Origin of the sequence: Sporosarcina sp. NCCP-2222 (assembly GCF_023168145.1) — a bacterium.
Classification (GTDB): domain Bacteria; phylum Bacillota; class Bacilli; order Bacillales_A; family Planococcaceae; genus Sporosarcina.
The window spans coordinates 92,372-119,356 of the sequence record NZ_BQYK01000004.1 but is presented as its reverse complement, the minus strand read 5'-3'; the positions used below and the strand labels follow the sequence as shown (position 1 = coordinate 119,356).

The window sequence follows — 26,985 nt, the reverse complement described above, 5'->3', positions numbered from 1 at the left end:
ATATAACAATATAACAGAACATTATCTATAAAATGAAAGTAACGAAAAAAGGGGGCGTCAAAATGAAAGCGGATACAATGGATAAAGTTGTTCAATACAGGGGATCGGAATTGAATACAAAAGGTTGGCAACAGGAAGCGGCGCTGCGAATGCTGATGAATAATTTGCATCCTGACGTGGCGGAACATCCAGAGAATCTCGTTGTCTATGGCGGCATCGGCAAGGCGGCACGGAATTGGGAGAGTTTCGACGCGATTGTCCGGTCGCTGAAAGAGCTGGAAAATGATGAAACGTTGCTCATCCAATCAGGGAAACCAGTCGTCATTTTCAAAACGCACACAAACGCACCGCGCGTTTTGATTGCGAATTCAAATATTGTTCCGGCATATGCGAATTGGGATACGTTCCATGAGCTTGATAAGAAAGGCCTGATGATGTACGGCCAAATGACGGCAGGCAGCTGGATTTACATCGGATCGCAAGGAATTGTGCAAGGAACCTATGAGACGTTTGCGGAACTTGGAAAACAGCATTTTGGGGGCTCCCTGAAAGGAACAATCACCCTAACGGCTGGCCTTGGCGGTATGGGCGGGGCGCAGCCACTTGCCGTGACGATGGCAGGCGGTGTCTGCATCGGGGTGGAAGTGGATGAGACGCGGATCGACCGCCGCCTTGAAACAAGATACACGGATGTTAAAACGGATTCCTTGGATGAAGCGATCCGTTTAGCAGAGGAAGCCAAGAATGAAGGAAAGGCACTGTCGATTGGACTGCTTGGCAATGCGGCAGACCTCCTGCCTGAGATGCTCGCGCGAGGGTTCAATCCAGATGTGCTGACAGATCAGACATCGGCACACGATCCGCTCAATGGCTATATTCCTTCCGGCATGACACTTGCAGAAGCCGCTGAACTCCGCGCATCCAATCCGGAGGAGTATGTGAAGCGTTCCAAAGCATCGATGGCAAAGCATGTATTGGCCATGATCGACATGATGGATAAAGGCGCGATTACATTTGACTATGGGAACAACATCCGCCAAGTGGCGAAGGATGAAGGAGTCGAGCGCGCGTTTGATTTCCCTGGGTTCGTTCCGGCTTACATTCGCCCGCAGTTCTGCGAAGGGAAAGGGCCTTTCCGCTGGGTGGCATTATCCGGTGATCCGGAAGATATCCGCAAGACGGATGAAGTGATTTTACGCGAATTCAGTTATAACACGCACCTGTGCAATTGGATCAAAATGGCACAGGAGAAAATCCAATTCCAAGGTCTGCCGTCCCGAATCTGCTGGCTCGGCTATGGTGAGCGTGCGCGTTTTGGAAAGATTATCAATGACATGGTCGCAAGCGGTGAAATAAGCGCACCAATCGTCATTGGACGCGACCATCTCGACTCCGGTTCTGTCGCATCGCCAAACCGGGAGACCGAGGCGATGAAAGATGGATCGGATGTCGTATCCGACTGGCCAATTTTGAACGCGATGATCAATGCGGTTGGCGGTGCCACATGGGTTTCTGTTCATCACGGTGGCGGCGTGGGCATGGGATATTCGCAGCACGCTGGAATGGTCATTGTGGCAGATGGAACGAAGGAAGCGGAAGAGCGACTGGAACGTGTCTTGACGACAGACCCTGGAATGGGCATTGCGCGGCATGTCGATGCAGGATACGACCTCGCCATTAAGACGGCGAAAGAAAAAGGGGTTCACATCCCAATGCTGGAAGGTGAGAATTCTTGAAACCGGTTTGGATCAAACATGCAGCACAGCTAGCGACAATTCGTGGAGAGAACGGTCCGAGAAAACGCAAGGATATGTCGGAGCTCGGCATTATTGAGGATGGCAGTGTATGGATAGAAGGCGGTGTCATTCAAGCAGTTGGCACGACGGAAGAGCTGGAACGTAAATTTGGGGAGCATGCCAAGGAAGCGGAAGTGGTCGATGCGGCAGGACGACTTGTCACGCCAGGTCTTGTTGATCCACATACTCATGTCGTCTTCGGCGGCAGTAGAGAACGGGAATTTGAAATGCGTCTGGAAGGCGCCACGTATATGGATATCATGAATGCGGGTGGCGGTATCCACGCGACCACCCGCATGACGCGGGAAGCGACAGAGGATGACTTAATCGAGCAAGCTTCCAGGCGGCTGGATTCATTCCTCGCGCATGGCGTTACGACAGTAGAAGGGAAAAGCGGCTATGGGCTTGACCTCGAAACAGAGCTGAAGCAGCTACGGGCGATGAAACGGCTGAAGGAACTTCATCCGATCGACCTCGTGCCGACTTTCATGGCGGCGCATGCCGTTCCCCAAGAATATAAAGGGAATGAAGAAGAATATATTACTAGCATTATCAATGATATGCTTCCAGTCGTAGCGGAGGAGAAGTTAGCCGTATTCAACGATGTATTTTGCGAAGTCGGCGTGTTCACACCGGAACAATCAGAGCGGATTCTGGAAGCGGGGAAGAAGTACGGCTTGATTCCAAAAATCCATGCGGATGAAATTGAATCGTATGGCGGGGCGGAGCTTGCTGCGAAAGTTGGTGCGATTTCGGCGGAGCATTTATTGAAAGCGTCCGATGAAGGGATTCGGAATATGGCGGAAGCCGGTGTTATTGCATGTCTATTGCCTGCAACGGCGCTGTTCCTAAGGGAGGAAGCAGCAAAAGGGCGCCAGATGGTTGACGAAGGAGTGGCGGTCGCCATTTCGACCGATTGCAATCCGGGTTCTTCGCCGACTACTTCAATGCCGCTCGTCATGAATTTGGCTTGCATTTCAATGCGGCTCACCCCGGCGGAAGCGCTTGTTGCTGCAACAATGAATGCGGCATGCGCCATTCGCATGGAGGAGAAGGTTGGATCGTTGGAAGTTGGGAAGCAAGGCGATGTGGTCCTGTGGAATGTCTCCAACTATCAAGAATTGCAGTACTTATTCGGCGTGAACCATGTCGGGCAAGTGTGGAAAAAAGGGAAGCGGGTTGTAGGATAAGAAATAGCCGTGAATGGCGGGAGAATCATTCACGGCTTTCTTGTAACAAGAGAAGATTGAATATTCAAATGAGGGGTGAGGAAGATGGCTCAATTGCAAGAAAGTGTGAAAACCCGTTCAACTCCGGGAATGTGGAAGTTTTTTGTGTTCAGTGCAATCGGGGCATTCATGTTTTTTGTGCCGGTTACGATCGGTGAGAAGAATTCGATCATGCTCGACCATATCGTGACATGGATTCAGACAAACGCCGCTGGTGCGCTGCCGTATTATGCGTTGTTAGTCATTTTGGCTGGTGCAGTCTATCCGTTTGCTTCCGGAACATGGAAAAAAACGAAGGTTAATATGATTTTCTCATTTTTCAAAGTCATCGGCTTGATTGTCGGCATCATGCTTATTTTCGATATCGGGCCGGCTTGGCTGTTTGAACCCGGGATGGGACCGTTTTTGTTGAATAAGCTTGTGATTCCTGTCGGCTTGCTCGTTCCGATTGGCGCTGTGTTCTTGGCGCTGTTGGTCGGGTACGGATTGCTGGAATTTGTCGGAGTTCTCGTGCAGCCTGTCATGCGGCCGATCTGGCGGACGCCGGGCCGTTCTGCAATCGATGCCGTCGCCTCATTCGTGGGATCGTATTCATTAGGGCTTCTCATTACCAATCGAGTTTATAAAGAGGGGAAATATACCGCAAAAGAAGCGGCCATCATTGCAACGGGTTTCTCGACCGTTTCAGCGACCTTCATGGTGGTCGTAGCAAAAACACTCGATTTGATGAGCATGTGGAACCTCTATTTCTGGGTAACGCTTATTGTCACATTCATCGTGACGGCCATCACGGTTCACCTTTGGCCGCTGCGTTCCATCAAGGATGAATATTACGAAGGATCAACGCCGCAGCCAGAAGTGAAGCCGGAAGGGAACCGGTTTGCGGCAGCATGGGGGGAGGCGATGGAGACTGTATCCAAGGCGCCGACGTTCGGCCAGAACATCGTAATGAATGTCCGTGACGGCTTGCTCATGGCGATGGCCATCTTGCCGTCCATACTTTCCATCGGCCTGCTCGGTCTGGTGCTGGCGGAATTTACGCCTGTGTTCGATTGGATCGGCTATATTTTCTATCCGTTCACTTGGGCGCTGCAGCTGCCTGAACCGATGCTTGTAGCAAAAGCGAGTGCGCTCGGCATTGCAGAAATGTTCCTGCCTGCGATGCTCGTCGTAGAATTGGCGCTCGTCGTCAAATTTGTCATCGCGGTTGTATCTGTCTCATCGATCATCTTCTTCTCGGCGGTCGTGCCATGCATCGTGTCGACGGAGATCCCGATTTCAATCCCGCAATTACTTGCCATTTGGGTACAGCGGGTTATTCTAACAATTATTATCGTGACACCAATTGCCTTTTTATTGCTATAAATAAAGAGACATCCGGCCGCTCCAAGCGTACCGGATGTCTCTCTTTTACTTACCGCCCAACATATTGAACAAACCGCCTGCGATACTGCCTTCATCCTTAGAACCGCCTGGTGTCCCAGGTGCTGCAGCGAAGACGCGGCTGGCAAGACGGGAGAATGGCAACGATTGAATCCAGACTTTTCCGGGACCGCGCAGTGTAGCGAAGAACAATCCTTCCCCTCCGAATAAAGCCGTTTTCACACCTTTCACCATTTCGATGTTATAGTCGACGTCCCGTGTCATAGCAACCAGGCAGCCTGTATCGACACGCAGCATTTCTCCCGGAGCGAGCGTCTTTTCAACAATCGTTCCTCCGGCATGGATAAAGGCCATTCCGTCCCCTTCAAGCTTTTGCATAATAAAACCTTCTCCGCCGAAGAAGCCGGCACCCAGCCTTCGCTGGAACTCAACGCCGACTGACACGCCTTTAGCCGCGGCAAGGAAAGCATCTTTTTGACAGATAATTTTTCCGTTATATTGGCTTAAATCAACAGGAATGATTTTACCCGGATAAGGGGCGGCGAAGGAAACATGCTTTTTGCCAGACCCCGTATTCGTGAAGGTTGTCATGAATAAGCTTTCACCTGTAATCAGCCGCTTTCCGGCTCCCATTAATTTCCCCATCAAACCGCCGCCTGAACCGGATCCATCGCCAAAGATGGTCTCCATTTCAATGCCTTCCTGCATCATCATAAGGGAACCTGCTTCTGCAACGACCGTTTCATGAGGATCTAATTCGACCTCTACAAATTGCATGTCATCCCCGTAAAGCTTGTAGTCGATTTCGTGATTGTTCATAGTGAACCTCCCAGTTCATATTTGGTAGTCAATCTACGCTGGGAAACGGGAAAGGTTTCATTTGATTAATTATTTTATTGCTTCCAAATCTATATATTGCCATAGTAAATTAGCAATTTCATTTGCATGCAGCGTGTGCGGTCCTTCCTTGCTGAACAACTCCCGGAAAGAACGGGAGACGGCTTCCATAATATGTTGCTTCTTGTTGGGCTGCTCGAGTTCACTCAATAAATAATCCACGTACTCCAGACCCTCCAAATGCTTCTCTTTTGCTAGCGTTTTCCGGAAGCATTGCAATTTTTCATGGAGTTGTTCTTTTATATCACCAGGGGTTTTAACAGCGGAACTGACAGCAGCTTGCACATCAGAACCAAGCAACGTATCGTTGTGCTCCATCATGTCAAAGATAATAGCATCCACACGTCTAATCGCAAAATGGACGAGTTTATTGATGTCCAGCGACTCTTTTGAATAAGCATTCCAAAAGTGGATCAGCTGCTTGATCATCCCTAAAACCATAATGGCGCATTCCATCGTATAGGGACGGGCCAGTTCGCCATATACATCAATCAAACGAGAAGAAATCCAATTCAATTCTTCTAAATGATAGGAAATGACGAACTGTCTCAGTTCCTTATCTCCTGAATAAAACACGGCTTCAAAAATCGGCAATAAATTCCGTTCCCGGTTAATATGCATCCGAATCAAAACTTGTTCAGCTAAAATCATCTTGTCATCTTTCCGCTGGCCAATAAGCAGTTCCCGTCTGCGGATGGTGGACTCTTCGTGGGCAAATTCCAAAATCGCCATCAAGCATTCATTTTTGGAAGTGAAATAATTATAGAATGTGCCTTTTGAAATATGGGCTTCCTCGATGATGTCCTGAACGGAAGTCGTATTAAAGCCTTTTTCGACAAATAGGCGTTGTGCGGTTAGAAGTACATGAAGTTTGCGTTCGTTCATTTATATAGTCCCCCATGTTCCATAAGGTAGGAATCTGTAATTTTGTACTGTGAGTCTAACTATATTCTAGTGTGAAAAGCTTGTAATATCAATTATTAAAAGTTTTTTTGGATGAAAGCGATTTCTATAATTGATTATTTTGGACTGGCGGTATAAAATGTAGAAATGTTGTACGCAAGGTACAATCATGTTAAATAGATATGGGGGAATAAAACTTGGAAATGGATATTAAAAAAATGCATGAAAAGCCGCCGTATGGAATGATTGCCATTCTGTTCTTCGGTGCCTTCGTTGCCATTTTGAACAATACATTATTAAATATTGCACTGCCATCCATCATGAATGAGTTTCAGGTCAAGCCATCTGCAGTACAGTGGCTGACAACGGGCTTCATGCTCGTGAACGGAATCATGATTCCGGCAAGTGCCTTCTTCGTTCAGAAGTTTACAAATAGAAAGCTGTTCATCACGGCGATGCTTTTGTTCTCGCTTGGTACGGGACTTGCGATCATTGCCCAGACATTCGGACTGCTCGTATTATCGCGAATGATCCAGGCGTCAGGCTCAGCATTGATGATGCCGCTACTTATGAACGTTATGCTCGTTGCCTTTCCAATTGAAAAAAGGGGTTCTGCAATGGGGCTTTTCAGCCTTGTTATGTTTACAGCGCCGGCAATTGGACCGACATTATCAGGATGGATTGTAGAACATTACTCGTGGCGCACACTGTTTGAAATTGTCTTGCCGTTTGGGATTCTCTCCATCCTGCTTGCGATTTTCAAACTCAAAAACATTACACCGAACCGTGAAGTGCGCCTTGATGTTGTTTCACTTATCTTCTCCAGCATCGGCTTCGGCGGATTGCTTTATGGTTTCAGCTCGGCAGGAGATAAAGGCTGGGGTTCGCCAATCGTTTATGGAACGATCGCGATCGGCACAGTATCGCTCCTCATCTTCATATTCCGCCAGCTTCGCATGAAGGAGCCGTTGCTTGATTTTAAGATTTACAAGCATTCCATGTTCGCACTCGCATCGGTTATTTCGATGATCATGTCTGTTGCGATGTTCTCTGGTATGATTTTGACACCGCTGTATGTGCAAAATGTTCGGGGCATCTCGCCGTTTGAAGCAGGACTCCTGATGTTGCCGGGTGCTATCGTCATGGGTGGCATGGCGCCGATTACCGGGCGGATCTTTGATAAGTATGGCCCGAAATTCATTGCCATAACGGGACTTGTCATTACAATTGCCAGCACATTCTACTTGAGCCGTCTCCAGTTGGATTCTGGATACTACTATTTGATGGGCCTTTATACCATTCGGATGTTCGGAATGTCGATGGTGATGATGCCTATCATGACAAATGGCTTGAACCAGTTGCCGATGAAATCAAATCCTCACGGTACAGCCATCAATAATACGATCCAGCAAGTATCAGGTGCGATTGGTTCAGCCCTCTTGCTTACTATCATGACGAAGCGCATGGAGAAATCAGGAGAAGAGCTGGCCCAACAAGCCATGGCAAGCGGCCAAATGCCGACTGACAAAGTGGCAGCACTTCAAATGCAAAAGGAAATCGGCTTGCAGGCGATGCTTGATGGAATTAACCACTCCTTCTTCATTTCCACACTAATTGCGGTTGTGGGACTGATTTTGACACTTTTCATTAAGCGGGTGAAACCACCTACATTCAATGCAGCAAAATCACCGGCTGAAAAAGAAAAATTTGATTCTAAAACCCAACCCGTGCAGGAGTAACCTTCCTGCGCGGTTTTTTTTGTAGGAAGGGAAATCAATTCATTTTGTAGAATGAGTAATAGAGCATCCAGAAGAAGGAAGTGGTAGTGTGATTGGACGTAACGAACCATGCCCTTGCGGCAGTGGTAAGAAATATAAAAAATGCTGTGCGAAGAAAGAATCAGTCACAAACGAACAGCTCGTGCAAGAAGAAACGGAACGGGTACTTAGAAGTTATTTTGAGAGCGGACTTCAGAATAACGTGGATTTTAACAAGTTAGATCAATATGGCCGTGAGTGGAAACGCAAAATCGGCCAGATAGATGATAAAGAGGATTCGGAAAATACCATGTTAGATGCCTATATGTTCATTGAACGGGAAGATCTTTGGAATCGGCATTTGATGAAATGGCTGAATACACCGCTTCGCCCTGTGACGAGAAAAATACTGGAAAGCTGGCGGCAGCCGATCGTTCTGCTTGCTAAAGTGACGAGTGTCAAGGCTGGGCGAATTATATGCGAACAGTTGCTTGAAGACAGCATGTATGAGTTTGATCAGATGGCATATATGGAGGTGCCGCCGAAAGAAGGATATTATTTATTCAGCATAGCTTTGCGGGACAAAGAACTTTCGGAAAACGGCATTCGCATCATTGATAGTTTAAACCAATTTCTATCTCCAAATAATTTGATAGAGTCAAAGCTAAGTAAGATGGCGGAGGAAAGCGGCTTGTTGAACAGCCGTGAGTTCTACCGTACGCATTTCGCTGATATTTACAAAATGATTAATGGTGTAGTGGAAATGACGCTAGAGGAATTAGTTGAACCGGACCAGCTACAGGCCTTTGTTTTGCTGGAAGAACAGCTGAAAGCCCACGGCGGTGGCGAAGTGGTGCTGGAATTCGGACCAGCATTGCTCATGGCATATTACAAGGAATGCAATCCAGTCGTCAGAAAACATGAGGGAGTGGCCGCTGCTGCATTCAAAGTGCTTTATGACCAAGGCTTGCTGGGGGCAAAGCATTTCACACAAAAAGACATCGCAGCATTGTTTGGAATATCCGTATCTTCCATGACAAAGCATATCGATCCGATGTACGAGATCCTCAACAAGGCCGAAGATGAGATGGTGACTAAGGAGCAGCCGCAAATCAATTATCAGATTGGGCTCCACCCATATGCTACCGAACGAATGAACTGGGAAATGTACCGTAAATCGGTGGATCACGAATTTGAATCAATGGAGGCATTGAATCAGTATTTTATGGAGGAGGGAAACCGGTCATATATTCCTAAATCGGATGCCGACCGGGCCCAGATGCTTTGCTATGAAGCGTACGCTGCATTCCCTGATGTTGAGAAAGGGGAGGTATTGATTCGAGAAGCTGCGAAACTGGATCCTGAGTCTGTGGACGTGCATTTGTTCTTAGCGGAACTTTCCACGGATGTGAAAGATGCAGAAAGCCTTATTAAAAAGGCTGTGCAGCTCGGTGAAAAAACATTTGAACCAGTTGAAATTTCGTGGGCATTAGTGACGAACCGACCGTATATGCGTGCGCTCTTTATGCTTGGTGTACTCCAATATGAAGAAGATCGCTTTGGCGAGGCGGCTGCTTGCTTTGAAAAGCTGGTTGAAATAAATCCGAATGATCAGCAAGGCGCTCACTATTTGGCCATTTCTGCGCGTCTGAGAGATGGAAATTGGAAGAGGGCGGACGAACTCATTCAAATGTATGAATCCGAATTACCAGATCCTACGCTTTCTTTTTTGAATTGGAAGCTGGAACTCAGCCGGAATGAAGGGTGGAATAGTAAAGTGGAATCCCTTTTTGAAAAAGCGAAGTTGGAGAATCCATACGTCAACCATATAATTGAAAATGACATGCCTAAATTTCCCTACCCGGATCATCTTGCGATCGAGCCTGGAAGTTTTGATGAGGCAATGTATATTTGGAGTTTACTATGAAATAAGCCGGGGAGCCAAGCGCTTCCCGGTTTTTTGGTTTGAATAAAAATAATCATCTGATTTTAATGTTTATTTCAGAAATAAAGAAGGATTTCGCTACTTCGTGTCGAAATAGAGTAATTGAAAGCGGTTCCAAAAAGTTCGAGAGGGAAAGGGGAATGTTGTAATGCAATTGAACAATTACATCGGAGGTTCATGGCAAGACGGTGGGGGAGCGGAATATACAGCGGTCACGAACCCGGCGACTGGAGAAGAACTGGCGCAAGTGCGCCTGTCCACAAAGGAAGATGTCGCTCTGGCCGTTCAGGCGGCGAAGGAGGCCCAGAAGAAATGGGCGCTCGTGCCGGCTCCGAAACGGGCGGATTACTTATATGCAATCGGCAATATCATGAAAGAAAAGAAGGAACATCTTGCACAAGTGCTGACTAAGGAAATGGGGAAAGTTATCGAGGAAGCACGCGGGGAAGTGCAGGAAGGCATCGATATGGCCTACTATATGGCGGGTGAAGGCCGACGGTTATTCGGTGAAACAGTTCCTTCCGAATTGATGGATAAATTTGCAATGAGCGTTCGGGCACCAATCGGTGTTGTCGGGCTGATCACACCGTGGAATTTCCCGGTAGCCATCGCTACGTGGAAGTCGTTTCCTGCGATGGTCGCGGGGAATACTTTCATTTGGAAGCCAGCCACAGAAACGCCAATGATGGCCTATGAAATGGCGCTTATTTTCGAGGAAGTCGGTTTGCCTGCTGGCGTTGCCAATATCGTCTTTGGCTCTGGTTCGGAAGTCGGTACGGCGATGATCGAACATCCGGATGTCCGCGTCATCTCCTTTACCGGCTCCACAGAAACAGGCCGCCATGTTGCTGAAACAGGAGGGCGCCATCTGAAGAAAGTATCCCTTGAAATGGGTGGAAAAAATGCGGTCATCGTCATGGATGATGCCGATTTGGATTTAGCTGTGGAAGGGATCCTTTGGAGTGCATTTGGTACAGCGGGTCAGCGTTGTACGGCATGCAGCCGGGTCATCGTGCATAAAGATGTAAAGGAAGAGCTGGAGCAGAAGCTTCAAGAGGCGATGAAAACCTTATCCATTGGGAATGGTTTGGACGAGTCCGTCAAGGTGGGTCCTGTCATCAACGGCAAAGCGATCGAAAAGATTCAAAAGTACGTCGAAATCGGAAAAGAAGAAGGGGCTAAGCTTATCGCGGGCGGCAATATATTGAATGAAGGGGAAATGGCGAACGGCCATTACTTTGAACCGACATTATTCACTGACGTCAAGTGGGACAGCCGCCTGGCACAGGAGGAAATCTTCGGGCCGGTCGTTTCCTTGATTGAAGTCGGCAGCCTCGATGAAGCAATTGAAGTGAACAACAGTGTCCTGTACGGCTTGTCCAGTTCTATCTTTTCTAAAGATGTGAATACGATCTTCAAGGCGCAGCGAGATCTGGATACCGGCATCGTGTACGTCAATGCCGGAACGACAGGCGCGGAAATCCATTTGCCATTCGGGGGGACGAAGGGCACAGGAAATGGACACCGTGATTCGGGCGTTGCGGCATTGGATGTGTTCACGGAGTGGAAGAGCATTTACGTGGACTTCAGCGGCAAACTGCAGCGCGCCCAAATTGATACGGAGTAATGTTCCGTTCATCATCGATTTAATGAGCACCTTAGGACACGGAAATCTTAAAGGGAAGTAGGGGTTGTATGATGAAAGTAGTAGTACTCGGAGCTGGATTAATGGGAAAAGAGGCAGTGCGCGATCTTGTAAAAAGTGATGATGTTCAAAAGGTGTACTTGGCGGACTTGAATGTGCAGCAGGCGGAAGAGTTTGCGGCAAAGCTTTCGTCTGATAAGTTGGATATTTTATCACTCGATGCGACAAACAATGAGCAATTGAAGGAAGTGATGGGACTTGGGGATGTCGTCATCAATGCATTATTTTATTCCTTCAATGAAAAAGTGGCCCGGACGGCTGTTGAAATTGGCGTTCATTCCATCGACCTCGGCGGCCATATCGGCGGGGCGACCGATGCTGTTCTTGGACTGGCGCAAGATGCCGAAGCGAAAGGGGTAACGATTATTCCGGATCTAGGGGTAGCTCCGGGAATGATTAACATCCTGAGCGGCTACGGGGCAAGTAAGCTCGACAAGGTCGAGAGCATTAAATTATATGTCGGAGGGATTCCGGTGAAGCCGGAGCCGCCGCTCAATTATAATATCGTCTTCTCGCTCGAAGGGGTGTTCGATCATTATACCGATCCGTCTCATGTCATCCGCGACGGTCAATTGCTCGAAATTCCGTCCCTATCCGAAGTGGAGTCCATCCATTTCAAGGATTATGGGGAGCTGGAAGCATTCCATACATCCGGTGGAACATCGACATTGACGAAGACGTTCTCAGATGTGCAGACCTTGGAATATAAAACAATCCGGTATAAAGGACATGCGGAAAAATTCCAGTTGCTCGTTGATCTTGGCTTGCTCTCAAAGAACAGCGAAGTCGAAGTAGGCGGCTCAACAGTGAAAGTTCGGGACGTCATGAGGGAACAGCTGTCACCGCAGCTTAAATTAGGCGACAAGGTGGATGCAGTCTTGCTGCGGGTCATTGTCAGCGGCGAGAAAAACGGTGAAACGGCAACTTATGAATACAATCTCGTTACAGAAAAAGATATGACAGTGAATGAAACAGCGATGGCTCGAGCGACTGCCAACACCATATCGGTTGTTGCGCAGATGATCGGGAATGGAACGATCACTAAGCGCGGAGTACATCCGCCGGAGAGCATCGTCCCAGGCGAACTATATATTGAAGAAATGAAAAAACGCGGTGTCGATATTGAAGAATCTGTAGGAAAAACAGAAGCACACGTGTAAGTTTCAGGGGAGGTGGGAGCCTTCCTTTTCGAATGAAAGAAAGGGGATCGTGACATGAATTTCGAGTTTACAGAAGAACAAAAGATGTTGCGCAAAACAGCCCGTCAGTTTGTTGATGAGGAAATCATACCGCATATCCAAAAATGGGATGCGGAAGGCGGCTTTGACCCTGCCATTTGGAAGAAACTCGCCGACCTGGGATTCATGGGCGTTTGCATACCTGAGAAATATGGCGGAAGCGGCATGGATTACAATTCGCTAGCCATCCTTTGCGAAGAGTTGGAGCGGGGCGACACAGCATTCCGGACGGCTGTTTCTGTACACATCGGACTCAATTCCATGACGTTGATGCAATGGGCGACAGAGGAACAGAAGCAGAAATATCTCGTACCGCAAGCCGAAGGAGATAAAATCGGAGCGTTTGGTCTGACAGAACCAGGTGCAGGCTCTGACGTCGCGGCAATGTCGACAACGGCCGTCCGCGATGGCGATCATTATGTCCTAAATGGACAAAAGACGTGGATCTCTCTTTGCGACGTCGCAGATCATTTTCTCGTATTCGCTTATACGGATAAATCCCAGAAACATAATGGCATCAGTGCGTTCATCGTCGAGCGGACTTTCCCTGGGTTCTCTTCCAAAGCGATTAAAGGGAAATACGGGATCCGTGCGGGAAATACAGGTGAACTGTTCTTCGAGGATATGCGTGTCCCTGCAGAAAACCTTCTCGGCAAGGAAGGGGAAGGCTTCAAGATTGCCATGGCCGCATTGGATAACGGCCGATTCACGGTCGCGGCTGGTGCTGTCGGCCTGATCATGGCATGTCTCGAAGAAAGCGTGAAGTATTGCCACGAACGCGAAACGTTCGGCAAAGCAATCGGCAAACATCAGCTAGTTCAGCGGATGATTGCCAATATGGAAGCGGGCTATCAAATGAGCCGTCTTCTTGTCTACCGTGCAGGCGAATTGAAAAACAAAGGCGTCCGCAATACACGCGAAACGTCACTAGCAAAGTGGCAAGCATGCGATTTTGCGAACAAAGCTGCTGATGATGCGTTCCAAATTCATGGTGCTTACGGATATTCTGATGAATACCCAGTGGCCCGCTTCTTACGAAACTCGAAAGCGCCAGTTATCTACGAGGGCACTCGCGAAATCCATACGATCATGCAGGCCGAGTATGTATTAGGCTACCGGGAAGATAAGCGGCTCAGCCATATGCTACCGGAATGGCCGTTTGAATAAATAAGCTATGGTCTATTGCTTGTTTAGTTGATTAATGATAAAATATTTTTACTATTTATTGATCGGAGGTGAGGAATGATGTTGGACACTGTGAATGCGCGTGAAGTACTATTGGAATATTTAGCCACTTCATGTGCGATTACTCATGAAATTGCGCTCAACGGGATACGTATGCCCATTTTTAGACAATTTCAGTAATCACACAGCGGTTCGGCACATCATTCCTTACGAATTAGGAAAGATTGCATAAGGTAGTAATAGATTGAAGACTAAACGGTTCTTTGCTGTTTGAATTCTTCCCCGTTTGCATGCGCAAGCCTTATTTGGCTCTGCCTGTAGCGTTAGGGTGAATGAATGGCGATCAAACCGGAGCACGAACGATGGAAGTGCTTGTCGACCAGTCTGCTACTGCCCGAACGCAGTCTTTTTTTGTGCGCTTTCTGCTGTGAAAACAGGATGAGAGGAAGCGGAAACTATGATTTGTACAATACAGAAGGTTAGCAAGATGTTAGGTGGCACTATCATTTTTGAAGATTTGTCTTTGGATATTAAAACAGGTGATCGGTTAGGAATTGTCGGTCGAAATGGAAGCGGCAAAACGACATTATTTAAATTGATTGCCGGAGTGGAAGCTGTCGATTCAGGCGCAATCCACTTTAAAAAAGGAACGAAAGTCGGCTACTTGTCTCAAATTCCTTTACTCGAAGAGCCGATGACTGGATACGAAGTACTGAGAAGTGCATTTGGCGAACTGTTAGAAATTGAAGAAAGCTTGAAAGCGCTCGAGGCGAAAATGTCATGCGAAGGCGCGGATCTGGAGCGGCTCCTTTTGCAATATGGCCAGCTGCAAGAAGAATTTCTGAGCCGGAATGGCTATGCGATGGAATCGGAAATCGAAAAAGTGATCAATGGACTTCAGTTGCGAAGTTTCATTCATCAAGATTTTGCGGTGATGAGCGGCGGGGAGCAGACGAAAATGATGCTGGGCAAACTGTTGTTAAGCCAGCCGGATTTATTGCTGCTCGATGAACCGACGAATCATTTGGATTTATTCGCAGTGGAATGGCTGGAGCGCTATTTGTCCGAATATGACGGAACAGTTGTCATCGTGTCGCATGATCGGGCTTTCTTGGATGCAACAGTCAATAAGATAGCTGATTTGGAAGACGGAGAGCTGCAACTTTACCATGGCGACTACAGTTCGTTCGTCCAGCAGAAGGAGGAGCTGCTGCTGCGCCAATTCCAAGAATACGAAGAACAGCAAAAGAAAATTAAGAAAATGAAAGAAGCGATCAAGCGGTTGAAACAATGGGCAAACGAAGCAAACCCGCCGAATGCCGGATTGCACCGGCAAGCAAGAAATATGGAACGGGCACTAGAACGGATGGCCAAAATCAAAAAGCCACTGGTCGACCCGAAAAAGATGGCGTTGTCGTTTGAACCGACAGAGCGAAGCGGGAAAGAAGTCGTAGTCATGGAAGACGCCAGTAAATCATTTGGTCCTAAACAGATCTTGTCCGAGGCGAATCTCCGAATTTATTGGAAAGACCGAGCGGCAATCGTCGGGCAAAACGGCAGCGGCAAATCGACAATATTAAAATTGCTGATTGGCCAGCTGGCGGTGGATGAAGGGATTTGTAAAGTAGGCAGCAACGTGAAAATAGGTTTCTTATCCCAACATGTCGAAGCGGCAAATCCGAAAGCAAGATTGATCGATGTTTTCAGGGAAGAGGTCAGTGTGGCGGAAGGGGAAGCAAGACATATACTTGCGAAGTTCATGTTTTACGGGCCAGATGTCTTTAAACGTTTATCCGATATGAGTGGTGGGGAAAGAATGAGGCTCCGGCTGGCACAGCTCATGCATCAGGATATTAATCTTCTTATGCTCGATGAACCGACCAATCATCTTGATATCGAATCCCGAGAAGTGTTGGAGGAAGCACTAGAAGAGTTTCCGGGCACCATTTTAGCGGTATCGCATGATCGTTACTTCCTGAATAAAATCTTCGACAGGACAGCCTGGCTAGAAGCTGGAGAGCTGACCCTATTTGAAGGTCCGTTCGACTGGGCGCGAAGAAAATGGGCGGAGCTGTATGAGCTGAATCATTGAGTAGGAAAGGCCTTCCGATTGGGAGGCCTTTTGTTGTGCATTAAAAAGTTTCATGAAATACTTGAAATTGATTGCGACAGGGCGTATGATAATGACTGGATGACCGAAATGGTATTTTAGTCAGTTGCAGGAGGTGAAGAAGTGGATCGAAGACAGGAAATTCTGGAGGCAGCTGCTAAATCGTTTTCCTTGTTCGGATACAAAGCAACGACAATGGATCAAGTAGCAAAAATCGCCAATGTCGGAAAAGGAACGATTTATACATTCTTTACGAATAAAGAAGAATTGTTCAATGCCATTGTACTAAAAATGATCGAGGAAATGCGAGCCGCGTCGGATTCAGTTGCGGTAGAGGGAGGTTCATTCGAACAGAATGTCCATGCCCGACTTATGCAATTGCTCAAATTCCGAAAAACGCACCAGCTGTACGCCAAACTGATCGACGAGGAAAAAGAACTTCGAACGCCTGCTGTTACAGAAGTGCTGGCTGGAATTGAAAGGGAAATTGTTTCTTATGTGAAGCTGAAAATTGAGCGGGCGGTCAGCAGAGGTGAGTTAAAGCCGTGCAACTCCGAATTAATAGCATATCTTCTTTTCAAATCGTACTTGGCACTTATTGTTGATTGGGAGAAAACGCATGACACGGAATTGACGGAAGAACAAATCACTACGCTGCTGAGCGACACGATTTTCAAGAGTCTCCTGCGCTGAGACTTCTTTTTTGATTTAAAATGACCAAATGAGGTTTATGGTCAAATGGTTTTAAGGAGGAGAAAAAATGAAAAAAACGATGACATTTGCGGAATGGAAACAAATCTTCCGCTCGAGGAAACTGCTCGTCCCGATGTTGGCGATCCTCTTCATCCCCGTCCTGTATGCGGGCATGTTCTTATGGGCTTTCTGGGATCCATATGCCCAATTGAATTCATTGCCAGTCGCGGTTGTGAACATGGACGAAGGGGCCGAATTGGAAGGGGAGCAATTAGCTCTCGGTAATGAATTGGTCGATAAGTTAGTGGAAAACAAAGACTTTGATTTTCAAAAAGTAAGCAAAGAGCAGGCGGAAAAAGGACTGAAAAACCAAGATTATTATATTGCAATTGAAATACCGGAAAACTTCTCCGCTCATGCGACGTCCTTGCTCGACGAAAATCCCGAGAAATTAACGATCGTATACAAACCAAATGAAGGGTACAACTTCCTGTCCGCACAAATCGGGGAAACCGCAATGGAAAGAATCCGGGCGGAAGTGAATAAAAACGTCACGGCTACTTACGCAGAGCAACTTTTTGATTCCATCACCAAAATGGGCGATGGTTTCGGGGATGCGGCAGATGGCGCCGGCAAATTATATGATGGCACGAATGAATTAGCAAACGGAGCCGATGACCTGAAGGGCTACCTGGAAACATTGGCATCCAGCACAGTTACATTGAAAGAAGGTACGGACAGCCTGGCGAAAGGTGCCGACAAGGCTGCAAAAGGTGCGAATGACCTTAACAAAGGGATCGGAACACTAGCATCTGGCGCTGCGGAACTCCATCAAGGAGCCCAAAAAGCGACGGCGGGTGCTGCGGATTTGCAAAAGGGCATCGCGAATTACACCGCCGCTGTTGATCAATTAAAAAGCAGCTACGCCCAAATCGGGCAGAAAGAAGCTGAATTTGGAAGCGCAGTCGGTACGTTGAATGAAAAATCAGGTGCCTTGCAAGGCGCTGCTTCTAAACTCGCAGATGGCGCACAAAACGTCAATGCCGGCATTTCCAATCTTTCCGACCAATTGGCACCAATCTTGGCCTCGCTTCCGGAAGAACAACAGTCCGGTTTAAAAGCGGCCCTCAGCCAATTGCAACAGGGCAGTGCAGAAGTGGCAGGCGGAATGAAGGAATTGTCATCCGGCACTTCAGCGCTACATGAAGGAACAACACAATTGAATGGTGCAGCAGGCCAATTACGTGACGGCCATGCGCAAGCGCTCGCCGGTTTGAATAAATTGAGCGAATCCTCGCCTCAGTTGGCAGGAGGAGCGAATGCGCTGGCAGACGGCAATGCCGCCTTATCGTCAGGTCTTGCCCAGCTCTCACAAGGAGCTAATGCAGCGAAAGCTGGAGCAGGCAGTTTAGCTTCAGGCTTGAACGAACTTTCCACAGGTTCCGGCACGTTAAAGGAAGGAACTGGCACGCTGGCATCAAAATCAAAAGAGCTTGCCGACGGTTCTTCCAAATTGACGGACGGTGTGCATGAATTGAAAGACGGCACGCTTACGTTGAAAGACAAACTTGCCGAAGCAAACGAAACTGCAAGCGAAGTTCATGCAAATGATAAGACCTATGACATGGCAGCGGCACCGGTTGATGTCGATAAGGAAGGCATCAACCACGTACCGAACTACGGAACAGGATTTGCACCATACTTCCTATCACTCGGTCTGTTCGTCGGAGCTTTGCTCGTTTCCATCGTCTTCCCGCTAGTCGAACCTGCGATCCGTCCGACAGGGGCATTCAGATGGCTGGCAAGTAAAGTATCCGTCTTGGCTGTAGTCGGTTTAGTTCAAGCCTTGGTAGCCGTAGCCGTCATCAAATGGGGGCTTGGCTTGGAAACGGAAAACTTCGGATTGTTCGTGTTAACGGCAATCATTACGAGCTACACCTTTATCGCCATCGTCCAAATGCTCGTCTCCATTTTCAGCGACGCAGGACGATTCATTGCGATTCTCGTCTTGATCTTGCAATTGACTACAAGCGCTGGAACATTCCCGTTGGAATTAATTCCAGAACCGCTTCAAGTGTTCAACACCCTATTGCCAATGACGTACTCCGTCCAGGCATTCAAAGCAGCAATATCAACTGGTGACATGGCTCATCTTTGGGCAAGCAACGGCGTATTGCTCGGCTTTACCGCCGCTTGTCTCCTTGTCACATTCGGCTACTTTGCACTCGTATTCAACAAACGGTATTCCAAAGAAGTCACAGCGGAAGCTTGATGAAAAACGATCCACGGACAGTACCTGTCCTGGATCGTTTTTTTTATGTAAGGGGATGTGTGGGAACGGGGGATTTGGGGTGACTGGGGTGAACTCGGTTGAACGCCAATAGCACCGTTTGAACGCCAATATAACGGGATGAATGGCAATCAGACATGGCTAATGCCAAAAAACTCAGCCGCGCCAAATCCGGTCCCGTTCGCGCCAAATCCGATTGCATCAGTGCCAAATCCAACTGTCCCCGCGCCAAATTCAACAGTCCCCGTGCCAAATCCTGCACCATCCACGCCAAATCCACCTGCATACCCGCCAAAAAAACGACCTGCGCGCCAAAATCCAACCCCATCCCCATCAAAAAACGACCGCTCACGGCGGTCGTCGATCTTCACAAATTAAATTTAAGAACCTACAAAATCTCCTCCGTCGACATGGATCGTCTGGCCGGTCATGTAGCTGGAGTCGTTGGAAGCCAGGAATACATAGGCGGGCGCATTTTCAGAAGGCTGGCCACGGCGTTTTACCGGTGTATCGGCACCGTGTTGTTCCACTTTTTTTGCGTCGAAGGTCGCCGGGATGAGTGGCGTCCAGATTGGACCGGGAGCTACGGCATTGACGCGAATTCCTTTTTCCGCCAAGTTCAATGCGAGAGAGCGGGTAAAAGTTGTAATTGCCCCTTTGGTAGCTGAGTAATCCAGTAATCCAGGGGATCCATTGTATGCCGTTACGGAAGAAGTGTTGACGATGCAATCGCCTTCTTTCATGTGGGCTAACGCGGCTTTGGACATGAAAAAGAGGCCGAAGAAATTCGTCTCGAAAGTTTCGCGCAATTGATCGCCGGAAATGCTGGCAATGTGATCTTGCGGGAATTGTTTCCCTGCGTTATTCACTAGGACATTCAAGCTGCCGAATTCTGAAATGACATCCTCGACAAGGCGTTCGCAATTCTCCTCTTCACTAATGTCGATTCGGTATTTTTGTGCTTTGCCGCCATACTTCTCAATGAGTTCAATTGTTTTATTCGCATCGACGTCTTCTGCTTCGTCCAAGTAGGCGATGGCGACATTCGCCCCTTCTTTGGCAAATGCGACGGCCACAGCGCGTCCGATTCCGCTGTCGCCCCCTGTAATCAACGCATTTTTCCCTTTCAGCTTGCCGGAACCTTTGTAGTTTTCATCATCATAAATTGGAGCAGGCTCCATCTCGGCCTCCACGCCCGGTTGTTGGCTCTGTGTTTGCGGAACGACCTGTTCATCAATTTTTTCATATTTGTCCATAAGGGCATTCTCCTCTCCTTTGATACATATTTCTATATCAATGATTCCCTGTGTGGCGGCCATTAAACGTTCGAAAGGCAGTAGAGATCTAGAGAGTATCACTCCAATGAAAACGTGGATTAAAAGAAAAACTGCCTTTTACGCTATAATAAATGCTAAAAGGGGATGAGATATTGAAGACATTATTAGTGACTGGATTCGAGCCGTTTTTGAAATACCCGGTGAACCCGACACAAAAAATTGCGGACGAGCTGGATGGCATGAGAATCGGAGAGTATAAGATTCACAGTGAAATTTTGCCGGTCGATTTCAGCCAGTCTGGGGACCTTATCGTAAAACATATTCAAGAAATCAAACCGGATGCCGTTCTTTCGCTGGGACTATCCGGCGGACGTTATAAAATTACTCCTGAGCGCATCGCCATTAATGTCAGTGATGGACCGAAGGATAATAGCGGCTATGCTCCTGTCGATGAACCTATCGTGGAAGACGGAGCCGACGGATATTTCACAAATATGCCGATCCGCAAGATGGTCAATGCATTAAAGGAAGCAGGTTTTCCGGCAGAAATCTCTAATACGGCGGGTGCCTATTTATGCAACAACGTCATGTACCGGGCGCTCCATTTGGCAAATACCGAACTGCCAGATATGCTCGCAGGTTTTATTCACATCCCAGCCTCTCATGAACTGGCAGTCGAACATGGACGGGTGCCGAGCTGGTCGCATGAGGATTTGAAGCGAGCCATTCAGGTTTGCATCGAAGAGTTAAGTGAATCGTAATAAAAAAGGCGCGAGAGAGGGAAGCTTCCTCTTCCGCGCATTTTTTATTTTACAAAAGGCCGACCCATTTCCAATACGTCGCGCTGAACAGCAAGATAAGCAAATAGCCGATGATGGTAAGCGGAATCCCGGATTTCAGGAAGTCGCCTACCGAGAATGCACCTGTTCCATATGCGAGCATGTTTTGCGGTGCGCTTACCGGCAACAGGAAGCCGAAACTGATGACGAACTGTTGGATGAGCACGAAGCCGATGTCGTTTGCATTAATTGCGATAGTCGAGGTCAGTGCAATGAAAATCGGAATAAGCGCAGAGGATAAGCTTGTCGCACTCGCGAAACCGAGGTGAATCAAAATGTTAAACAGCGACAGCAATGCGATGGTTGCGAGAAGCGGCATTGTATCCAGCCCCATTGCGCCGAATACTTTATCCGAAAGCCATTGGGCCCCGTTCGTATCGAGCAGGATCGTCCCGAGTGCAATTCCGACCGCAAACACAATTATTGTGCCCCATGGAATAAGGCGTTCTACCGTCTTCCAATCAAACACGCCAATTTTAGGGGACAGCAACACGGCGATGGCAATGACAGTCACTGTGGTTGTATCAAGCGGGTGCAGCTTCTCTTCGGTAGCCCATAGCAAGAGCAGAATAAGGGAAACGACAATGAGCCTAATCTCCGCCGGTTTCATCGGCCCAAGTTCCTTTAACTGTCCTTGAATCAACTCTTTTCCGCCTTCTACAACTTTTGTTTCCGGTTTAATCAATTTGATCATGACAAAATAAAGGACGAACGACATGAGGATCGACCAGGGAGCTGCGTATAAAAACCATGTACTCCAGGCAATTGATTCGCCGAACTCCTTCTCAATAAAACCGAGTGCCACCATATTTTGCGCGGCTGCGGTTTTAATTCCGATATTCCATACGGATACGGCTTGAACAGCGGTAATGACTAGCAATGCAGCAAGCCGGCTGTTTGTCGGCAGGCCAAAAGCTGCTACCATTCCAAGCAGGATCGGAACGACTGCTCCCGCACGGGCGGTCGCACTTGGTACGAAGAAAGCAAGGATAATGGATACTAGAATTGCTCCAAATACGATAGCGCCGGTTTTCACGCCGACTTTAGATAAAATGTACAAAGCGAGCCGCTTATGCAAATTGGTGGCCTGCATCGCGGAGGCGAGGAAGAGAGCGGCAGCAACAAGGGCGACTGCTGAATTCGAAAATCCTCCTAGTGCCATCGTAAGAGCTTTCTTCGTTCCGATATTCACCTCTGGGTTTGCCATGTCTGGTGAAAAGCCAATCAACAAGGCGACGAGGCCAATAATCATAGCCGCGCTGACGGGATACGTCACGGCTTCTGTCACCCAGAGGATGACTGCGAAAGCTAAGATGGCGAGTGCCCGCTGGCCCATCACAGGCAGATCGTCGGGAGTTGGCAAGAGAACAATTAGAATCATGACTGCAAAAGCGAGAGCAATCCAAATCGGTTTTAAATTATGCTTCGGTTTTTCAGCCTTCATCTGCGCTTCCACCGAGTATCAATCCCTTCTAAATGCTTGTTATGTGAATAGAGTACCCTGGAATTGGATTTGCAAACAGTTAAGAGAGGGAGAGGTTTTACTTGCCAACTTGGTTGCAAGCCTGTATGTTTAAATAGTAATGATTACTATTTAAGGGGCGAAAACATGCAACAACAAATTCCAGTTACCGTACTAAGCGGCTATTTAGGAGCAGGCAAAACGACATTGTTAAATCATCTATTAGCGAATCGGGAAGATAAGCGGATTGCAGTCATTGTGAATGATATGAGTGAAATCAACATTGATTCAACGCTTATACAGGACAGCGGTTTTTCACGCACGGAGGAGAAGCTCGTGGAACTGACAAACGGATGCATTTGCTGCACGCTGCGTGAAGATTTGATTATTGAAGTAGAAAAGTTGGCCGCAGCAGGAAATATCGATTACATCGTCATCGAATCGACTGGTATTTCAGAACCGATTCCGGTTGCCCAAACGTTCACGTACATAGATGATGCCGTTGGAGTAGATTTATCTAAGGTATGCCGATTGGATAGCATGGTCACGGTCGTCGATGCGTTCCGTTTTTGGAAAGACTACGAAAGCGGGGAGACGTTGCTGGAGCGTAAGGATACGGATGATCCTTATGACCAACGGGATGTCTCTGATTTACTGGTTGATCAATTGGAGTTTGCTAATATTCTGGTCGTTAACAAATTAGATTTAGTTGAAGAAAACTATCGTGAACCGTTTACCGCGTTTTTACGGAAAATGAATCCGGATGCCGAAATCATTTTAACGGAGTTTGGAAAAGTGAAGCCATCGCAACTGCTGAACCGGAATCTATTCGATTTTGAAAAATCCAGTCAAGGAGCAGGATGGATTAAAGAATTGAATGAAGAACATGTGCCGGAAACAGAGGAGTATGGCATCACCTCTTTTGTTTACCGAAGAAAACGTCCCTTCCACCCGGCAAGATGGCAGGAGTGGCTGTCCCATTTGCCGAGTGAAATCGTCCGATCCAAAGGCTTTTTCTGGCTCGCCACGCGCCCAGACATGGCGGGTTTGCTGTCGCAAGCAGGCGCATCCATTACATTCCAAGGCGCAGGACAATGGATCGCCTCGTTGCCAAAACGCCAGCAGCAACAAATTCTCGAGGAGGACCCTGAGCTATTGTACCGTTGGGATGATCAGCACGGCGACAGGCAGACGGAGCTCGTATTTATTGGCCTGGACATGAGCCGGGAAGAAATTGAAGCGCAATTGGACCAATGTCTGCTGACGGAGCAGGAGATGACGATGGACTGGTCGGCTTTAGAGGATAACCTTCCGAAATTTGTACCGGCGGGTTGATGTTTGAGGTTCATAGCTAATTACTGGCGTTCAAATTGATATATTCATTCAACCCGCTATAATGGCGTTCAGCTCGAGATCTTGGCGTCAATTCGGTATTCTGGCGTCAATTCGATAATCTGGCGTTCGCTCCGGTTATCTGGCGTTCAATCTAATATTCTGGCGTTCGCTCGAGTTATCTGGCGTTCAGTCAGCTTACTAACATCCACCCGTGTTCTACACAATAAAAAAGCCGGAGCACGCAATACAGGGTTAGGGATTACCGGCAGCCTATACGTGGAGAAGGTGTAGATGAATCCTGTTATCGGCCAAGCTTCGCTTGTTATACGAGATCTAGGCTCCAACGAGCCTCAATCATGTTTCCGCAAGTATGGGGCGGACGATTTAGTTGACGGGTTCTATCACCCACGGGTGCTTACGTCCTACCCCGGTTACAGTAATAATAAAACCATATAAAACATGGTCAACCAGAAATATCTGGCTGATCTTATGATACGAACGGGTTCTTCACTTGAAGTTCGGAGCTGCTTAGATGGCCCTTTTTTCTTCTTCATCTAAAGAAGCAGGTTGAAGAAGGATTAGTAAAAAATGAAGGTGAATAGCACTGCCAACAACAAAAGATCCTCAGATGGGTTTGCTTTTTTATCAACATATATTATAATAATTAAATCTATTTACTTGTATTAAGAAAGGAGGCAAAAAGCCATGGGAACTGTTTTCAGAAGAATTGCAACAGAAGTAAAGTCATATTTACATTTAGGAGATTTAATTTCAGTGGGACAAGTCTGTCCTTTTTTAAGCCAAACTCCATATAGAGACCAGCTACCGGAAGCTTTTTGTCTATTTAATTTAGAAGGTGTAGAAAACCCTTGAATTGGTTTTGCATTTTGATTAAATACTAAGCAAAAACTAGACGCAGATATTATATGGCGTCTTTTTGCATTTTAAAGGTGAAGAATTGAGATGAATATGTATATACAGCATCTTGTTGGATAAATTCATTAAAAAGTGAGGTTTACGTAAGGGACCACCAAATACAATACTCCCAGTAGTAATAATTCGTGTGATCCCACTAAAAAGTTTAAGAAAGGGTGAGACATTTTGTTCAAAAAAATAAGGCAATATAGGAACGTTGCAGTGTTCCAACCGCTTCTAATTTAGAAAAATAATTAGAAGCGAGGAATAATAATATGAAAAACCAAAAAATCTTTAATAAATCATTTCTATTTTTATTTATAAGTAACTTATTAGTTTTTATAGGGTTTGAAATGTTGATCCCTATTTTACCTGCTTATTTGTTAAGCATGAATGCATCTTCCATTCAGGTTGGTCTTATGACAACATTATTTACACTAGGTGCTGTTCTAATTAGACCTTTTATAGGGTACTATTTAATTGATAATCAACGGAAAAGCCTTGCCATTATTGCAAGTGCAGCTTTAATATTTATTACATTGCTGTATCCTTTTCTAAATATTATTTGGCTTTTACTATTGTTACGACTTTTCCATGGCGCAGCGTGGGGAGTATCAACCACAGCGAATAGTACAATTGTAGTGGATTTAATTCCTAAGACACGGTTAGGGGAAGGTATAGGGTATTTTTCTATTTCAACAACGGTCGGAGCTATCATTGCGCCGAGTATAGGTATCCTTATATATGACGCTTTTTCCTTCAATATTTTAATCTGGTCATCAGTAACACTCAGTCTATTGGCAGTAATTACGCTTCAATTTGTATCTTCGCCTGCTCTTGTTAAACAGGAGAAGCAACAATTTCAATTTTTCAAAGCGATTTTTGAAAAAGACGCATGGTTCCCGGCATTATTGACGGTTATCACAACAATTGGTTTTGGAGCGATTATCACATTTTTAGTCCTTTTTGGAAAACAAAAGGGATTGGATCATATTTTTCTATTCTTCCTTATAAATGCGACTATCTCAACTTTATTACGTCCGTTTACAGGAAAATGGTATGATAAAAAAGGACCTTGGTCTATCATCGTTGTATCAGCATTGCTAGGATTTTTGTCATTTGTAGTGCTCTCTTATACGACAAATAATATATATCTTATTATTGCAGCGATTTTATTTGGTGCAGGATATGGAACTGTTATGCCATGTTTACAAACATGGACGGTTCAAAAGGTAAGTCAAGAAAAAAGTGGCGCAGCCAACGCGACCTTTCTTTCCAGTTTTGACGTTGGTATTGGAGTTAGCGCATTTGTATTAGGGATTCTAGCTCAATGGATTAGTTTAGAGATAATCTTCCGGGTTGTTAGTCTAAGTTTTATTTTTGTTGCTGTTTTAGTCTATAAGGACTTTTTGAATGAAAAAAAACGGTCTTCAAATATATAAAATCAATATAAATACAAATCCACTTCTATGTGAATAGAGGTGGACTTTTTTGTTGATACAACATTTTTCGAAATGTTGGCGGTATCCATTATACAAATAATAATTCTTAATAGTGGTATGTGAACTATCGTACTTAAAGTCTCGGGTGCTTTAGTGAACAATCGGCTGCCTATAGAGGGCGGCTTTTTTTATTGAGTATTCTAGCTCCTTCAACGATTGTATCGATGTTTTGCGAAATGATTAACTATGAATATGCATGAATAAGGATTATTACAGTGGGAACCTAAGTGAATTTTAAAAAACACTTGACTAAATATAATGTTTGATTCAGAAAAGTGAAACGTAACTGGAGAAAAGGAGTCTAATGGTATAAGAAAAGTTAGAAAGGGTTGGATGGCATGAGGAAACCGTTCAGGTGGTTAAGTATTGCGTGTGTGGTGGCTATCGGTGTGATGATTTTCGCTTTCATGATTGAAAAGGTGGGGATGGCTGCATCGGGAGGTGCGTTCGTCGAGCATGGATGGAATGTACAATTTACGGCTCCGCTGAGCAAGAAGGCCATTGAGAAAGAGGCTGTATATGTA

General features: G+C 46.6%; 22 protein-coding genes. 17 read left to right on the top strand and 5 right to left on the bottom strand.

Annotated elements, in window-relative coordinates:
• The first annotated feature begins 62 nt into the window (after nt 1-62).
• The 3 genes from hutU to NCCP2222_RS10230 all read left to right on the top strand — a co-directional run bounded on the left by hutU (nt 63) and on the right by NCCP2222_RS10230 (nt 4,390).
• Nucleotides 63-1,736 (top strand): urocanate hydratase, encoded by a 1,674-nt coding sequence (gene hutU, locus NCCP2222_RS10240; protein WP_248512060.1) that lies wholly within the window; start codon nt 63-65, stop codon nt 1,734-1,736.
• Nucleotides 1,733-2,986: an imidazolonepropionase gene (hutI, locus tag NCCP2222_RS10235; protein WP_248512058.1), complete on the top strand. Its 1,254-nt coding sequence runs from the start codon at nt 1,733-1,735 to the stop codon at nt 2,984-2,986. The genes hutU and hutI overlap by 4 nt, the downstream gene beginning before the upstream one ends.
• Before the next feature lie 84 nt (nt 2,987-3,070).
• Nucleotides 3,071-4,390, top strand: a complete 1,320-nt coding sequence (locus NCCP2222_RS10230) for a YjiH family protein (protein WP_248512056.1) — start codon at nt 3,071-3,073, stop codon at nt 4,388-4,390.
• A gap of 45 nt (nt 4,391-4,435) precedes the next feature.
• On the opposite strand, the gene NCCP2222_RS10225 is transcribed toward NCCP2222_RS10230, so the two are convergent.
• Entirely contained in the window at nt 4,436-5,227 is a 792-nt protein-coding gene (locus NCCP2222_RS10225) for a TIGR00266 family protein (protein WP_248512054.1), read from the bottom strand.
• 69 nt (nt 5,228-5,296) lie between these two features.
• Nucleotides 5,297-6,190, bottom strand: coding sequence for a TetR/AcrR family transcriptional regulator (locus tag NCCP2222_RS10220; RefSeq protein WP_248512052.1), 894 nt, complete (start codon nt 6,188-6,190; stop codon nt 5,297-5,299).
• Nucleotides 6,191-6,411: 221 nt separating this feature from the next.
• Between NCCP2222_RS10220 and NCCP2222_RS10215 the strand changes: the two genes are divergently transcribed.
• The 9 genes from NCCP2222_RS10215 to NCCP2222_RS10180 all read left to right on the top strand — a co-directional run bounded on the left by NCCP2222_RS10215 (nt 6,412) and on the right by NCCP2222_RS10180 (nt 19,113).
• Nucleotides 6,412-7,947, top strand: coding sequence for a DHA2 family efflux MFS transporter permease subunit (locus tag NCCP2222_RS10215; RefSeq protein WP_248512543.1), 1,536 nt, complete (start codon nt 6,412-6,414; stop codon nt 7,945-7,947).
• Between the two features lie 88 nt (nt 7,948-8,035).
• Entirely contained in the window at nt 8,036-9,892 is a 1,857-nt protein-coding gene (locus tag NCCP2222_RS10210) for an SEC-C metal-binding domain-containing protein (protein ID WP_248512050.1), read from the top strand.
• Between the two features lie 166 nt (nt 9,893-10,058).
• Nucleotides 10,059-11,537: an aldehyde dehydrogenase family protein gene (locus NCCP2222_RS10205; protein WP_248512044.1), complete on the top strand. Its 1,479-nt coding sequence runs from the start codon at nt 10,059-10,061 to the stop codon at nt 11,535-11,537.
• Between the two features lie 71 nt (nt 11,538-11,608).
• Nucleotides 11,609-12,775 (top strand): saccharopine dehydrogenase family protein, encoded by a 1,167-nt coding sequence (locus NCCP2222_RS10200; RefSeq protein ID WP_248512041.1) that lies wholly within the window; start codon nt 11,609-11,611, stop codon nt 12,773-12,775.
• A 54-nt stretch (nt 12,776-12,829) separates the two neighbouring features.
• A complete protein-coding gene (locus tag NCCP2222_RS10195; protein ID WP_248512039.1) occupies nt 12,830-14,020 on the top strand; it encodes an acyl-CoA dehydrogenase family protein in 1,191 nt (396 codons plus the stop codon).
• A 75-nt stretch (nt 14,021-14,095) separates the two neighbouring features.
• Nucleotides 14,096-14,218 carry an RAxF-45 family protein gene (locus tag NCCP2222_RS20880; RefSeq protein ID WP_375709180.1) on the top strand — a complete coding sequence of 41 codons (123 nt, stop codon included), beginning with the start codon at nt 14,096-14,098 and terminating at the stop codon, nt 14,216-14,218.
• Nucleotides 14,219-14,495: 277 nt separating this feature from the next.
• Entirely contained in the window at nt 14,496-16,130 is a 1,635-nt protein-coding gene (abc-f, locus tag NCCP2222_RS10190; protein ID WP_248512037.1) for a ribosomal protection-like ABC-F family protein, read from the top strand.
• A gap of 141 nt (nt 16,131-16,271) precedes the next feature.
• On the top strand, nt 16,272-16,841 hold the full coding sequence (locus NCCP2222_RS10185) for a TetR/AcrR family transcriptional regulator (protein WP_238079563.1): 570 nt from the start codon (nt 16,272-16,274) through the stop codon (nt 16,839-16,841).
• 67 nt (nt 16,842-16,908) lie between these two features.
• Nucleotides 16,909-19,113 (top strand): YhgE/Pip family protein, encoded by a 2,205-nt coding sequence (locus NCCP2222_RS10180; RefSeq protein WP_248512036.1) that lies wholly within the window; start codon nt 16,909-16,911, stop codon nt 19,111-19,113.
• Between the two features lie 149 nt (nt 19,114-19,262).
• On the opposite strand, the gene NCCP2222_RS10175 is transcribed toward NCCP2222_RS10180, so the two are convergent.
• Entirely contained in the window at nt 19,263-19,502 is a 240-nt protein-coding gene (locus NCCP2222_RS10175) for a hypothetical protein (protein WP_248512034.1), read from the bottom strand.
• 9 nt (nt 19,503-19,511) lie between these two features.
• Nucleotides 19,512-20,387 (bottom strand): SDR family oxidoreductase, encoded by an 876-nt coding sequence (locus tag NCCP2222_RS10170; protein ID WP_248512032.1) that lies wholly within the window; start codon nt 20,385-20,387, stop codon nt 19,512-19,514.
• Nucleotides 20,388-20,560: 173 nt separating this feature from the next.
• Between NCCP2222_RS10170 and pcp the strand changes: the two genes are divergently transcribed.
• A complete protein-coding gene (pcp, locus tag NCCP2222_RS10165; RefSeq protein WP_248512029.1) occupies nt 20,561-21,169 on the top strand; it encodes a pyroglutamyl-peptidase I in 609 nt (202 codons plus the stop codon).
• Nucleotides 21,170-21,218: 49 nt separating this feature from the next.
• On the opposite strand, the gene NCCP2222_RS10160 is transcribed toward pcp, so the two are convergent.
• Nucleotides 21,219-22,691: a DASS family sodium-coupled anion symporter gene (locus tag NCCP2222_RS10160; RefSeq protein ID WP_248512027.1), complete on the bottom strand. Its 1,473-nt coding sequence runs from the start codon at nt 22,689-22,691 to the stop codon at nt 21,219-21,221.
• Between the two features lie 165 nt (nt 22,692-22,856).
• Here NCCP2222_RS10160 and NCCP2222_RS10155 point away from each other — a divergent pair, with 165 nt between their 5' ends.
• The 4 genes from NCCP2222_RS10155 to NCCP2222_RS10140 form a co-directional block, all read left to right on the top strand.
• Nucleotides 22,857-24,044 carry a GTP-binding protein gene (locus tag NCCP2222_RS10155; protein ID WP_248512025.1) on the top strand — a complete coding sequence of 396 codons (1,188 nt, stop codon included), beginning with the start codon at nt 22,857-22,859 and terminating at the stop codon, nt 24,042-24,044.
• 705 nt (nt 24,045-24,749) lie between these two features.
• Nucleotides 24,750-24,917 carry a hypothetical protein gene (locus NCCP2222_RS10150; protein ID WP_248512023.1) on the top strand — a complete coding sequence of 56 codons (168 nt, stop codon included), beginning with the start codon at nt 24,750-24,752 and terminating at the stop codon, nt 24,915-24,917.
• A 317-nt stretch (nt 24,918-25,234) separates the two neighbouring features.
• Nucleotides 25,235-26,401: an MFS transporter gene (locus NCCP2222_RS10145; RefSeq protein WP_248512021.1), complete on the top strand. Its 1,167-nt coding sequence runs from the start codon at nt 25,235-25,237 to the stop codon at nt 26,399-26,401.
• A 398-nt stretch (nt 26,402-26,799) separates the two neighbouring features.
• A partial coding sequence (locus tag NCCP2222_RS10140; RefSeq protein ID WP_248512019.1) for a hypothetical protein occupies nt 26,800-26,985 on the top strand: 186 nt, incomplete at its 3' end.

What these genes read in the sequence shown, in the direction of transcription:
- hutU (WP_248512060.1), top strand. Translation starts at nt 63, where the DNA reads ATGAAAGCGGATACAATGGATAAAGTTGTTCAATACAGGGGATCGGAA.
- NCCP2222_RS10230 (WP_248512056.1), top strand. Translation starts at nt 3,071, where the DNA reads ATGGCTCAATTGCAAGAAAGTGTGAAAACCCGTTCAACTCCGGGAATG.
- NCCP2222_RS10225 (WP_248512054.1), bottom strand. Translation starts at nt 5,227, where the DNA reads ATGAACAATCACGAAATCGACTACAAGCTTTACGGGGATGACATGCAA.
- NCCP2222_RS10220 (WP_248512052.1), bottom strand. Translation starts at nt 6,190, where the DNA reads ATGAACGAACGCAAACTTCATGTACTTCTAACCGCACAACGCCTATTT.
- NCCP2222_RS10215 (WP_248512543.1), top strand. Translation starts at nt 6,412, where the DNA reads ATGGATATTAAAAAAATGCATGAAAAGCCGCCGTATGGAATGATTGCC.
- NCCP2222_RS10205 (WP_248512044.1), top strand. Translation starts at nt 10,059, where the DNA reads ATGCAATTGAACAATTACATCGGAGGTTCATGGCAAGACGGTGGGGGA.
- NCCP2222_RS10200 (WP_248512041.1), top strand. Translation starts at nt 11,609, where the DNA reads ATGAAAGTAGTAGTACTCGGAGCTGGATTAATGGGAAAAGAGGCAGTG.
- NCCP2222_RS10195 (WP_248512039.1), top strand. Translation starts at nt 12,830, where the DNA reads ATGAATTTCGAGTTTACAGAAGAACAAAAGATGTTGCGCAAAACAGCC.
- NCCP2222_RS20880 (WP_375709180.1), top strand. Translation starts at nt 14,096, where the DNA reads ATGATGTTGGACACTGTGAATGCGCGTGAAGTACTATTGGAATATTTA.
- abc-f (WP_248512037.1), top strand. Translation starts at nt 14,496, where the DNA reads ATGATTTGTACAATACAGAAGGTTAGCAAGATGTTAGGTGGCACTATC.
- NCCP2222_RS10180 (WP_248512036.1), top strand. Translation starts at nt 16,909, where the DNA reads ATGAAAAAAACGATGACATTTGCGGAATGGAAACAAATCTTCCGCTCG.
- NCCP2222_RS10170 (WP_248512032.1), bottom strand. Translation starts at nt 20,387, where the DNA reads ATGGACAAATATGAAAAAATTGATGAACAGGTCGTTCCGCAAACACAG.
- NCCP2222_RS10160 (WP_248512027.1), bottom strand. Translation starts at nt 22,691, where the DNA reads ATGAAGGCTGAAAAACCGAAGCATAATTTAAAACCGATTTGGATTGCT.
- NCCP2222_RS10155 (WP_248512025.1), top strand. Translation starts at nt 22,857, where the DNA reads ATGCAACAACAAATTCCAGTTACCGTACTAAGCGGCTATTTAGGAGCA.
- NCCP2222_RS10150 (WP_248512023.1), top strand. Translation starts at nt 24,750, where the DNA reads ATGGGAACTGTTTTCAGAAGAATTGCAACAGAAGTAAAGTCATATTTA.
- NCCP2222_RS10145 (WP_248512021.1), top strand. Translation starts at nt 25,235, where the DNA reads ATGAAAAACCAAAAAATCTTTAATAAATCATTTCTATTTTTATTTATA.